General features: G+C 70.6%; 7 protein-coding genes and 1 tRNA gene. 6 read left to right on the top strand and 2 right to left on the bottom strand.

Going from position 1 to position 12,750, the window contains the following annotated elements:
- Positions 1-341 precede the first annotated feature (341 nt).
- Positions 342-417 (bottom strand) — tRNA-Arg (locus DDV73_RS12885).
- A 113-nt stretch (positions 418-530) separates the two neighbouring features.
- On the opposite strand from DDV73_RS12885, the gene argS reads away from it, so the two are divergent.
- From argS to rho, 6 genes are all read left to right on the top strand, one after another.
- Entirely contained in the window at positions 531-2,195 is a 1,665-nt protein-coding gene (gene argS / locus DDV73_RS12880) for an arginine--tRNA ligase (protein WP_109507654.1), read from the top strand.
- A 29-nt stretch (positions 2,196-2,224) separates the two neighbouring features.
- Positions 2,225-3,643 (top strand): diaminopimelate decarboxylase, encoded by a 1,419-nt coding sequence (gene lysA / locus DDV73_RS12875; RefSeq protein ID WP_109507653.1) that lies wholly within the window; start codon positions 2,225-2,227, stop codon positions 3,641-3,643.
- A complete protein-coding gene (locus tag DDV73_RS12870; protein WP_109507652.1) occupies positions 3,644-4,963 on the top strand; it encodes a homoserine dehydrogenase in 1,320 nt (439 codons plus the stop codon).
- 24 nt (positions 4,964-4,987) lie between these two features.
- Positions 4,988-6,055, top strand: a complete 1,068-nt coding sequence (thrC, locus tag DDV73_RS12865; protein ID WP_109507663.1) for a threonine synthase — start codon at positions 4,988-4,990, stop codon at positions 6,053-6,055.
- Positions 6,052-6,960 carry a homoserine kinase gene (thrB, locus tag DDV73_RS12860; RefSeq protein WP_109507651.1) on the top strand — a complete coding sequence of 303 codons (909 nt, stop codon included), beginning with the start codon at positions 6,052-6,054 and terminating at the stop codon, positions 6,958-6,960. Before thrC ends, thrB begins: the two co-directional genes overlap by 4 nt.
- Before the next feature lie 234 nt (positions 6,961-7,194).
- Positions 7,195-9,072, top strand: a complete 1,878-nt coding sequence (gene rho / locus DDV73_RS12855; protein ID WP_240617265.1) for a transcription termination factor Rho — start codon at positions 7,195-7,197, stop codon at positions 9,070-9,072.
- A gap of 232 nt (positions 9,073-9,304) precedes the next feature.
- On the opposite strand, the gene DDV73_RS12850 is transcribed toward rho, so the two are convergent.
- On the bottom strand, positions 9,305-12,721 hold the full coding sequence (locus DDV73_RS12850; RefSeq protein WP_109507650.1) for an error-prone DNA polymerase: 3,417 nt from the start codon (positions 12,719-12,721) through the stop codon (positions 9,305-9,307).
- Positions 12,722-12,750: the final 29 nt, after the last annotated feature.

Raw genomic sequence — 12,750 nt, 5'->3', positions numbered from 1 at the left:
GTCGCCCGAGGATTCCGCAACTACGACAACTACCGCCTACGCATGCTCCTCGTCGGCGGCGGACTCACCAGCCCCCACCTCAGGTAGGAAGAGCCAGATATCCGTACATCGGTGGGCGGTTGCTGCTCTTCGGTAGTCCGGGCCCGGTGGCCGGGCGGCTGGCTAAAGCGACGGGCATGAAGCCTCCTTGTCATGCTGCTGTCCCTTATCGCCAATTTGCGACGGTTATGCCCGTTTCGGCAACCCCAGGTTTCTGGATGTGGCGCACTGGATGCGGGAGGAAGGCCCCGAAATGCAACGAGTCCCGAGACACCTGTCAACGGTGTCGCGGGACATCACAATGGCGCCCTCGGTAGGATTCGAACCTACGACTTCTTGCTCCGGAGGCAAGCGCTCTATCCCCTGAGCTACGAGGGCAGGGGTGCGGGGAAACCCTACAGTGACAGCGCGGCATCGGCGAAACCGGTTACCCGACACCACCAGTCGGAATCAATGCAAGGCCAACGGACCTGCGCCGATACCCTTGGCCGGTGACTCCCGAACAGCTCTCGTCCACCCTTGTCGACGTCTTGACCGCTCTGGTCGACGAAGGCGCGGTCACGCTGCCCGACGGCGTACCGACGACGGTGACGGTGGAGCGACCCCGGCAAAAGGGACACGGAGACTACGCGACCAACGTCGCCATGCAGCTGGCCAAGAAGGCGGGTACCAACCCGCGCGCCTTCGCCGAGCTGGTCAAGACCAAGCTGGAGGCCGCCGACGGTGTGGCCGGCGTCGAGATCGCCGGTCCGGGCTTCCTCAACATCACCGTCGAGGCCGGCGCCCAGGGCGCGCTCGCCGCGCAGGTCGTCGAGGCGGGGGCGGCGTACGGCCACACCGACACCCAGGCCGGCCAGAAGGTCAACGTCGAGTTCATCTCCGCCAACCCGACCGGCCCGCTGCACCTCGGCCACACCCGTTGGGCGGTGGTCGGCGACGCGATCGGCCGGGTGCTGGAGGCGGCGGGCGCCGAGGTGACCCGCGAGTTCTACGTCAACGACCGCGGCAACCAGATGAACCTGTTCGGCGCTTCGGTCGAGGCGGCCGCGCTCGGCAAGGACGCCCCCGAGGACGGCTACAAGGGCGCCTACGTCAAGGACCTCGCGGCCGCGGTCGTGGCCAAGGACCCCGGCATCGTCGATCTGCCGGAGGCCGAGCGGCTGGGCGCGTTCCGGGAGGCGGCGTACGAGCTGCAGCTCGACGAGCAGCGCGAGCAGCTGGAGCTGTTCCAGACCCACTTTGACGTGTGGTTCTCAGAGCGGACCCTGCACGAGAGCAACGACGTCGCGGCCGGGCTGGAGAAGCTGCGCGACCAGGGCCACCTGTTCGACGCGGACGGCGCGCTGTGGATGCGCACCACTGACTTCGGTGACGACCGGGATCGGGTGCTGATCCGGTCCAACGGCGAGCTGACCTACTTCGCCAGCGACACGGCGTACTACGTCAACAAGCGGGAGCGCGGCTTCGACCGGCTGCTCTACCTGCTCGGCGCCGACCACCACGGGTACGTCGGCCGGCTCAAGGCGATGGCGGCCTGTACCGGCGACGACCCGGCGCAGACGCTGGACGTGCTGATCGGCCAGCTGGTGAAGATCATGCGCGGCGGCGAGGAGGTGCGGCTGTCCAAGCGGGCCGGCGACCTGGTCACCCTCGACGAGCTGGTTAGCGAGATCGGCGTGGACGCGCTGCGCTACTCGCTGGCCCGGTATCCCGCGGACTCGCCGCTGACCCTCGACATCGAGCAGATCACCAAGCAGTCCAACGACAACCCGGTCTACTACGTCCAGTACGCCCACGCCCGGGTCAGCTCGATCCTGCGCAACGGCACCGACCTCGGCCTGGAGGCGAGCACCGACGGGTTCGACCCGAGCCTGCTCAGCCACGAGAAGGAGGGCGAGTTGCTGCGGGCGCTGGCGGAGTTCCCGAGCGTGGTCGCGGCCGCAGCCAAGCTGCGGGAGCCGCACCGGGTGGCCCGCTACCTCGAGGACACGGCCGCGTCGTACCACCGCTTCTACGACAGCTGCCGGGTGCTGCCGATGGGCGATGAGGAGCCGACCGACCTGCACCGCGCCCGGCTGCTGCTGGTCGCGGCCACCCGGACCGTGCTCGGGAACGGACTGGCGCTGCTCGGCGTGTCCGCGCCCGAGCGGATGTAACCGACGCAGAAGAGACGTAGGAAAGACAAGTGCACGCACACGAAGCCGGCTGGGCCCACGCCGACGGCTCCCGGAGCCCGTCCTGGCTGCGACAGCCCGGAGACGTCAACGACCTGGTCCCGCACCTGTGGTCCAAGACCGCGCAGAAGCAGGACGGCGTCCTGTACGTCGGCGGGATGGCGGTGGCCGACGTCGTCGCCGAGCACAACACGCCGGCGTACCTGCTCGACGAGGACGACTTCCGCTCCCGCGCGCGGGCGTTCCGCGACGCGTTCTCGACGTACGACGTCTTCTACGCCGGCAAGGCGTTCCTGTGTACGACGGTCGCGCGCTGGATCGCCGAGGAGGGCCTCAACCTCGACGTCTGCTCCGACGGTGAGCTGACCGTCGCGCTGCGGGCGGGGTTCGACCCGGCCAAGATCGGCTACCACGGCAACAACAAGTCGCTGATGGAGCTGCGCCGCGCGGTCGCGTCCGGCGTGGGCCGGGTCATCGTCGACTCGTTCACCGAGATCGAGCGGCTGGCCGCGGCGACCAAGGAGATGATCTCGACAGGCTCGATCACCGAGCCGACGCGAGTGATGGTGCGGGTCACCGCCGGCGTCGAGGCGCACACCCACGAGTACATCGCCACCGCCCACGAGGACCAGAAGTTCGGCTTCTCGATCACCTCGGGCGACGCTTTCGAGGCGGTACGCCGGGTGCTCGACGCGGATGGCCTGGAGCTGCTCGGCCTGCACAGCCACATCGGCTCCCAGATCTTCGACTCGTCGGGCTTCGAGGTGGCCGCGCGCCGGGTGCTGGCGCTGCACGCCCGCATTGCCGACGAGCTCGGCACCACGCTCCCGGAGATGGACCTCGGCGGTGGCTTCGGCATCGCGTACACCACGCAGGACGACCCGGCCGACCCGTCGATCCTGGCCAAGGAGATGTCGGAGATCGTCGCCCACGAGTGCCGCGCGCTCGGCATCGACCAGCCGCGGCTGTCGATCGAGCCGGGCCGGGCGATCGTCGGCCCGTCGATGTGCACGGTCTACACGGTCGGCACCGTCAAGAATGTCGAGCTCGACGGGGGAGCGGCCCGCACCTACGTCAGCGTCGACGGCGGGATGAGCGACAACATCCGCACCGCGCTGTACGACGCCGACTACTCCTGCACCCTCGCCTCCCGCGCCTCGACCGCGCCGCCGCTGCTCGGCCGGATCGTCGGCAAGCACTGCGAGGCCGGCGACATCGTGGTCAAGGACGAGTTCGTGCCGGCCGACATCGCGCCGGGGGACCTGATCGCGGTGCCCGGCACCGGCGCCTACTGCCGCTCCATGGCCTCCAACTACAACCACGCGCTCCGGCCGCCGGTGATCGCGGTTCGGGACGGGTCGGCGCAGGTCGTCGTACGGCGAGAGACTGTGGACGATCTGTTGGCTACCGACGTGGGAGCGGTCGAATAAATGTCTGAGGCGGACAAGCCCCGGAAAAATCTCAAGGTCGCCGTACTCGGCTGCGGCTCGGTGGGCTCGCAGGTGGTGCGGCTGCTGACCGAGCAGGCCGACGACCTCGCTTCCCGCGCGGGCGCCACGCTGGAGCTCGCCGGCGTCGCCGTACGCCGCCTGGACGCCGACCGTGAGGTCGAGGTCCCGGCCGAGCTGCTGACCACCGACGCGATCGGTCTGGTTGCTCGCGACGACATCGACCTGGTGATCGAGGTGATCGGCGGCATCGAGCCCGCCCGGTCGCTGATCCTGGCCGCGCTGGAGAACGGCGCCTCGGTCGTGACCGCCAACAAGGCGCTGCTCGCCGAGGACGGGCCGACGCTGTTCGAGGCGGCCGAGAAGGCAGGGCGGGACCTCTACTACGAGGCGGCCGTCGCCGCAGCGATCCCGATCCTGCGGCCGCTGCGGGAGTCGCTCGCCGGCGACAAGGTGACCCGCGTGCTGGGCATCGTCAACGGCACCACCAACTTCATCCTCGACAAGATGGACACCTCCGGCGCCGGCTTCGCCGAGGCGCTGGAGGAGGCGCAGGACCTCGGGTACGCCGAGGCCGACCCGACCGCCGACGTCGAGGGCTTCGACGCCGCCGCCAAGGCCGCGATCCTCGCCTCGCTGGCCTTCCACTCCCGGGTGACCGCGGCCGACGTCTACCGCGAGGGCATCTCCGAGGTCACCGCGGCCGACGTCGCCTCCGCCCGCGACATGGGCTCGGTGGTCAAGCTGCTGGCGATCTGCGAGCTGAAGGACGGACCGGGGGGCGAGGCCGTCTCGGCCCGCGTGCACCCGGCGATGATCCCGCGCTCGCACCCGCTCGCCAGCGTCCGCGAGGCCTACAACGCGGTGTTCGTGGAGTCCGAGGCCGCGGGCCAGCTGATGTTCTACGGCCCGGGTGCCGGCGGCTCGCCCACCGCCTCGGCGGTCCTGGGCGACCTGGTCACCGTCGCGCGCAACCGGCTCGCCGATACCCGCGGCGCCGGCGAGTCGGCGTACGCCGCCCGCGCGGTACTGCCGATGGGCGAGACGCTGACCCGCTACCACGTGGCGATCGACGTCGACGACCGCGCCGGCGTACTCGCCGCCGTGGCCGCCGCCTTCGCTGAGCACGACGTGTCCATCAAGACCGTCCGCCAGGAGGGCCGCGGCGCCGACGCCCAGCTGGTCGTGGTCTCCCACCGAGCCACCGACGCCCAGCTCTCGGCGACCGTCGAGCACCTGCGGGGCATGGACGCCGTCCGCGAGGTGACGTCGGTGATGCGGGTCGAAGGCGGCGGTGAGTGAGCGGTGAGTGAGAGGGTGAGTGACGTGACTGCTCATCAGTGGCGCGGCGTGATCGAGGAGTACCGGCCGCTGCTCGACATCCCCGCCGACACCCCGGCCGTCACCCTCGGTGAGGGCGGCACCCCACTGGTCCACTCCGACTGGCTCTCCGGCGTGACCGGTGGCGAGGTCTGGCTGAAGGTCGAGGGCGACAACCCGACCGCGTCCTTCAAGGACCGTGGCATGACTGCCGCGGTCTCGGTCGCGGTCCACCAGGGTGCTCAGGCCTGCGTGTGCGCGTCGACGGGCAACACGTCGGCCTCGATGGCGGCGTACGCCGCGAAGGCCGGGATCACCCCGATCGTGCTGGTTCCGGAGGGCAAGATCGCGGCCGGCAAGATGGCCCAGGCGATCATGCACGGCGCCCGCGTGATCATGGTCCGCGGCAACTTCGACGACTGCCTGAAGATCTCGCGTGGGCTGGCCGAGCACTATCCGGTCGCGCTGGTGAACTCGGTCAACCCGGACCGCCTCGAAGGCCAGAAGACCGCGTCGTTCGAGATCGTGGACCGGCTCGGTGACGCACCCGACTTCCACCTGCTGCCGGTGGGCAACGCCGGCAACATCTCGGCGTACTGGCTCGGCTACCAGCAGTACGCCGACCTCGGCCACGCCACCCGCAGGCCGGTGATGCGCGCCTACCAGGCCGAGGGCGCGGCGCCGCTGGTGACCGGCGAGCCGTTTCCGAACCCCGAGACCAAGGCGACCGCGATCCGGATCGGCAACCCGGCCTCGTGGAAGCTCGCCGAAGCCGCCGCGGCCGAGTCGGGCGGCCGGTTCGCCGCGCTGACCGACGACCAGATCCTGTCCGCACAGCGCGAGCTCGCTCGCCGTGATGGCGTTTTCGTCGAGCCGGCGTCCGCCGCGGGCGTCGCCGGGCTGCTGCAGGACCTCGAGCAGGGTGAGTCGTACGCCGGCACGACGGTCGCGATCACCGTCACCGGTCACGGGCTGAAGGACACCGCCACCGCTCTCGAGGGCTTCGGCCCCGTGGTCGATGCGGTCGTCGACGCCGAGGTCGAGGCCGCGGCGTCCGCAGCCGGACTGTCGTGACCCGCTTCGTCTCCGGGCCGGTCCGGGTGACCGTGCCCGCCACCTCGGCCAACCTCGGCCCCGGCTTCGACGCGCTCGGCCTGGCGCTCGCGCTGCGGGACCAGGTCGAGGCCGAGGTCGTGGGCTCCGGGCTGTCGGTCGAGGTGACCGGCGCCGGCGCCGACGACGTACCCCGCGACGACCGGCACCTGATCGTGCGCGCGATGAGGGCCGCGTTCGAGCTGATGGACGCCGAGCCGCCGGGCCTCGCACTGCGCTGCCACAACCTCATCCCGCACGCCCGCGGGCTCGGCTCCTCCTCCGCGGCGATCGTGGCCGGCGTGACCTTGGCCCGGGCGCTGGTGGCCGGCGGCTCGCTGGTGACCGACGACGAGGCGCTGTTCCAGCTGGCCGCCTCGCTGGAGGGACACCCGGACAACGTGGCGCCGGCGTACTACGGCGGCTTCGTGATCTCCGGCCGCGAGGACGACTTCTACGCGGTCCGGTCCGCCGTCGACCCGCGGGTGTCGACGGTGGTCTTCGTGCCGCCGACGCCCGTCGAGACCCAGGTCGCCCGCGGGCTGCTGCCCGAGACGGTGCCGCACCGCGCCGCCGCCGCCAACTCCGGTCGTACGGCGCTGCTCGTTGCCGCGCTCGCGGGCCAGCCCGAGCGGCTGCATCTCGCGACCCGCGACTACTTGCACCAGGAGTACCGCGAGCCGGCGATGCCCGACTCGCTGGCCCTGGTCCGGGCGCTGCGGGCCGACGGCGTTGCCGCGATCGTGTCCGGTGCCGGGCCGACGGTGCTGGCCTTCGCCGACGGCGGCGCCTCAGCCGGTGCGCCGGCCGCGCTGCTCGCGCGCTGTCCGGAAGGGTGGGATGCCCACCACCTCGCGGTCGACCTCGACGGCGTACTCCTGTCCTGAGGCCGGTGACCCCAGGTGCTGGACGTCGATGTCGTGTTCGCATGCACGGGTGGTAACCTGGCGACGCGCCGTTCTTCTGATGGCGCTCGCATCCTGGTGAGGGATCGCCGGAAGCAAACTTCTTCTTCGCATCTGCGGCCACTTCAGCACACGCTCTGACCGCGTACGGGGGAAGCAACTACGGTATGCCGACGGCCTTGCGCCGGTTCGGCTTGATACGTGGGAAGGACTCACGTGACTGAAACCATCGAATCCACCGAGGCCGGGGCCGAGGCGCCGAAGAAGCGCGGTGGACTCAACTCCATGCTGGTCGCCGACCTGAAGGCCATGGCCGGAAGCATGGGCATCTCGGGGGCTCGCTCTATGAAGAAGCCTGAGCTCGTCGAGGCCATCAAGCGCGCCCAGTCGGGCGGCGGCCAGTCCAGCGCCCAGTCCAGCGCCCAGTCCAGCGCCCCGTCCGGCGCTGACAAGTCCGAGGGCAAGTCCAACCGGAAGTCGGGCGGCAAGTCCGACAGCAAGTCCGACAGCAACGAGTCCGGCGGCCAGGCCAGTGTGCAGACCGCACTCGACACCGGCCACCAGCCGGTCACCAAGACCGTCGAGGAGTCCTCTGAGGAGCGCTCCGAGCGCGGCCAGGGCGGCAACCAGGGCGGACAGCAGGACGGCAACCGTGAGGGTGGCCGCAACCGCAACCGCAACCGCGACAACCAGGGCGGCGGCCAGCAGGGCCGCGACAACCAGGGCGGCCGTGACAACCAGGGCCAGCAGGGTGGTCGCAACCAGCAGGGCAGCGGCCAGGGCGGCAGCCAAGGTGGCGGGCAGGGCGGCGGCCAGGGCGGGCGTGACGACGAGAGTGGCGGCCGGCGCAACCGGCGCCGCCGGGGTCGCGACCGCGACAACCGCCAGGGTGGTGGCCAGGGTGGCGGCGGACGCAACCGCAACGAGCCCGACACCACGATCCTCGAGGACGACGTACTCGTGCCGGCCGCCGGCATCCTCGACGTCAAGGACAACTACGCGTTCGTGCGCACCAGCGGGTACCTCCCCGCCGACAAGGACGCCTACGTCTCGCTGTCGATGGTGCGCAAGCTCGGCCTGCGCGGCGGCGATGCCATCGTCGGCCAGGTGCGCCAGCCCCGCGAGGGCGAGCGCAAGGAGAAGTTCGACCCGATGGTCCGCATCGACAGCGTCAACGGCGCTGACCCCGAGGCGGCCAAGGACCGGGTCGAGTTCGCCAAGCTGACCCCGCTCTACCCGAGCGAGCGGCTCCGCCTGGAGACCGAGTCCGGCAACCTGATCGGCCGGGTCATCGACATCGCCTCGCCCATCGGCAAGGGCCAGCGCGGTCTGATCGTCTCGCCGCCGAAGGCCGGCAAGACGATGGTGATGCAGTCGATCGCCAACTCGATCACCACCAACAACCCCGAGTGCCACCTGATGGTCGTCCTGGTCGACGAGCGTCCGGAGGAGGTCACCGACTTCCAGCGCACGGTCAAGGGCGAAGTCATCTCGTCCACGTTCGACCGCCCCGCGAGCGACCACACCACGGTCGCGGAGCTGGCGATCGAGCGGGCCAAGCGCCTGGTCGAGCTCGGCCACGACGTCGTCGTACTCCTCGACGGCATCACCCGCCTCGGCCGCGCGTACAACCTGGCCGCGCCGGCCAGCGGCCGGATCCTTTCCGGTGGTGTCGACTCGGCAGCGCTCTACCCGCCGAAGCGGTTCTTCGGTGCCGCCCGCAACATCGAGAACGGCGGCTCGCTCACCATCCTCGCCACCGCGCTCATCGAGACCGGCTCGAAGATGGACGAGGTGATCTTCGAGGAGTTCAAGGGCACCGGCAACATGGAGCTGCGACTGCGCCGCGAGTTCGCCGACAAGCGGATCTTCCCGGCGATCGACGCGGTCCAGTCCGGTACCCGTCGCGAAGAGCTGCTCATGAGCAAGGAGGAGCTCTCCATCGTCTGGAAGCTGCGCCGGGTGCTCTCCGCGCTCGACGGCCAGCAGGCACTCGAGCTGCTGCTCGAGCGGCTGAAGAAGTCGCAGAGCAACGTCGAGTTCCTGACCCAGGTCCAGAAGACCACGCCTGCGGTTGGTGGACGCGACGACTGACCTGCGTGCGCTCGGGGCCCACGCGGCCCTGAGCGCATCGTCGCGGGCTGGGTTCATGGGTGGTACGACGGCGGCCGGTCCAGCCGCGGACCGGTCGCTGCGGCGGCGCGTCGGCCGGACTGCGCAGTCTGTGGTCCAGCGCCGCTGCGGCCGCCGCGGCCAAGCCGCTTGACGCTTCCTGGTCCACGCCTGGCCCAACCGCCGCCGTACCGTGTGGGCTGGGTTTCGGCAGCTACCGGAAGTCGCGGGAGCGGAGCTGGGCGCCGACGGCGAGGCGGTCGATCTTCTCGGCCATCAGGTTGATCACGCCGTCCTTGGTGACCTGGAGCTTGCCGCGGACCAGCATCGCGGGGGCGGAGCGGGCGACCTTGCGGTAGCGGTTCCAGGCGCCGAGGCTGACGATCACGTTGAGCTGGCCGGTCTCGTCCTCGAGGTTGACGAAGCAGACGCCGCCGGCGGTGCCGGGTCGCTGTCGGTGGGTGACGACGCCGGCGACCAGGACCCGCTCGCCGTCGGGCTGGTGGGGGAGCTCCTCGACCGGGAGTACGCCGAGCTCGTCGAGCTCGGCGCGGAGGTGGCGGATCGGGTGGTCGTCGGTGCTGATCCCGGTCGCCCACATGTCGTAGATCATCTTCTCGGCATCGGTCAGCATCGGCAGCAGCGGCGGCTGGTAGGACAGCGTGTCCAGCTCGAGGGTGTCGGGCTGCTGGGCCGCGGCGTCGCGGGACCGCCACAACCCTTCTCGACGCGAGATCATGAGCGAGTCGAGCGCACCAGCGAGTGACAGCGCCTCCAGCTGCTCGGCGGACAGCTCTGCTCGCCGGGCCAGGTCGCCGAGATCCCAGAACGGCCCGTTGCCGTCTCGCTCGTCGACGATCCGCTGGGCCACCTCCTCGCCGATCGAGTTGACGTCGGACAGCCCGAGCCGGACCGCGAGGTGCAGGTCGCGGTGGTGCAGGTGGGCCTCGTCGGGCGTCTTCTCGCGGTCGAACTTCTTGGCCACCGGCGGCTGCTGGCGGTCCCGGCAGCGGTCCAGCCCACCGGGCTTCTTGCCGGGGATGAGCTCCAGGGTCGCGTGGGCGGCGGAGAGCTGCAGGTCGGGACGGCGTACCTGCACACCGTGCCGCTTGGCGTCGGCGACCAGGCTCTGCGGCGAGTAGAAGCCCATCGGCTGCGCGCGCAGCAGCGCGGCCAGGAACGCGGCCGGGTAGTGCAGCTTGAGCCACGAGCTGGCGTAGACGAGCAAGGCGAAGCTGATCGCGTGCGACTCGGCGAACCCGAAGTTCGCGAACGCCTCGATCTTGTTGTAGATCTCGGCGGCCACCTCGTCGCTGAGCCCGTTGGCCTTCATCCCGTCGTGCAGCTTCTCCCGGAGCTTGTCGATCCGCTCCACGCCCCGCTTGCTGCCCATCGCGCGGCGTAGCTGGTCGGCGTCGGCCGGCGAGCAGTTGCCGACCGCGATCGCCATCTGCATCAGCTGCTCCTGGAACAGCGGCACCCCGAGCGTGCGCTTCAGCACCGGCTCGAGCAGGTGGTGGTCGTAGGTGACTTTGTCCTCGCCGGTGCGGCGCCGGATATAGGGGTGTACGGCGCCACCCTGGATCGGGCCGGGCCGGATCAGCGCGATCTCGACGGCGAGGTCGTAGAAGCTGCGCGGCTTCAGCCGGGGGAGGGTGCCGATCTGGGCGCGGCTCTCCACCTGGAACACCCCGACCGAGTCGGCCCGGCAGAGCATGTCGTAGACCGCCTGCTCCTCCTTCGGCAGCGTCGAGAGGTCCCAGTGCTCGTCCAGGTGCTCGGCGACCAGGTCGAAGGTGTACTGGAGCGCGGCGAGCATGCCGAGCCCGAGCAGGTCGAACTTCACCAAGCCCATCGAGGCACAGTCGTCCTTGTCCCACTGCAGCACGGTGCGCTTGTCCATCCGGGCGTGCTCGATCGGGCATACCTCGCCCACCGGCCGCTCGGTGAGCACCATCCCGCCGGAGTGGATGCCGAGGTGGCGGGGCGTGCTCAGCAGCTGGTGGGTGAGCGCGGCCACCGGCGCCGGGATCTCGCTGTCCGGGTCGAGGGTGGAGGCGTAGCTGTCGACGTGCTTGGCCCAGGCGTCCTGCTGGCCCGGGCTGAAGCCGAGCGCCTTGGCCATGTCGCGTACGGCGTTCTTGGGGCGGTAGGTGATCACGTTGGCGACCTGAGCGGCGTTGCGGCGGCCGTAGGTGCCGTAGACGTGCTGGATCACCTCTTCACGCCGTCTGGAGTCGAAGTCGACATCGATGTCGGGCGCCTCGTTGCGCAGCTCGGACAGGAACCGCTCGAAGGGCAGGTCGTAGTACACCGAGTCGACCGAGGTGATGCCGAGCGCGTAGCAGACCGCGGAGCTGGCCGCGGACCCCCGGCCCTGACAGAGGATGCCCTGCTTCTTCGCCCAGCTCACGATCTCGTGGACGATCAGGAAGTAGCCGGGGAAGTCGAGCTCCCCGATCACCTTGAGCTCCTTCCGCAGCCGCTCCTCGACCTTCTCGTCGGCGTCGGGGTAGTGCTCGCGCCTGCCCTCCTCGACCAGTTGGCGCAGCTGCGACATCGGGGTCTCGCCCGCAGGGACGAGGTGGCTGAGCGGGAGCTGGGGACGCATCGCCCGGAGCGGGAACTCCAGGTCGGCGGCGAGGTCGGCGGTGAGCTCGACCGCCCCGGGATAGCGATGGAACCGCTCGGCCATCTCGGCGCCGGACCGCAGGAACTGGGCGTCGGCACCCGGCAGCCAGCCGTCGATCTCGTCGAGGCTGCGCCGGGCCCGGACCGCCGCCATCGCGGTCGCCAGCGGGTACTCGTCGGGGGTGGCGTAGTGGACCGCGTTGGTGGCCACCACCGGCAGCCGCGCCCGCTCCGCGACCAGCGCCAAGGCGTCGTTGTGGACGGTGTCGAGCGGCTGGCCGTGGTCGAACAGTTCGACGACGACGTTGTCGGGGCCGAACAGCTCCTTGAGCCGCTCCACCTCCCGGAGCGCGGCGGCCTCGCCGTCGCGGACCAGCGCGGTGCGTACGGCGCCCTTCCGGCAGCCGGTCAGCACCAGACAGTGTCCGTCCGCGGTCGCCGCGAGCGCATCGAGGTCGTAGACCGGCCGCCCCTTCTCCGCCCCCGGCGCCAGGTGGGCATCGGTGAGCGCACCCGCCAGCCGGTGGTACCCCTCCTGCCCGCGGGCCAGCACCAGCAGATGCTCACCGGCGGGATCGGGCACACCGTTCTGCGGTCCGTCGAGGCCGAGTGACAGCTCCGCGCCGTACACGGTCTTCAAGCCGGGGAACGCCTCGGCCGCCTCGGCGAACCGGACCGCGCCGTACACCCCGTCGTGGTCGGTGATCGCGATCGCCGACAGGCCCAGCCTGGCCGCCTCCACCACCAGCGCCTCCGGCGACGACGCGCCGTCCAGGAAGCTGTAGTGGGAGTGGGCGTGCAGCTCGGCGTACGGCACCGCAGACAGTGCCCGGTCGATCTCCGGCGCCTCGAACTTCGCCCGCTTGCGAGAGAACGCAGGTGCGTCGCCGCCGTCGAACTTACGGTCGTACTTCGGACGCACCCGACCACTCGGCGGTACGCCGCGCGACAGCGCCTGCTCCAGCTCCCGCCACGGGATCGGAGGGTTGTTCCAGCCCATCACCCGGCCCCCCGCTCATGGGGAGCCGG

The organism is Nocardioides speluncae, from assembly GCF_003121585.1.
Classification (GTDB): domain Bacteria; phylum Actinomycetota; class Actinomycetes; order Propionibacteriales; family Nocardioidaceae; genus Nocardioides; species Nocardioides speluncae.
This window is presented reverse-complemented; position numbering and strand designations above follow the sequence as displayed.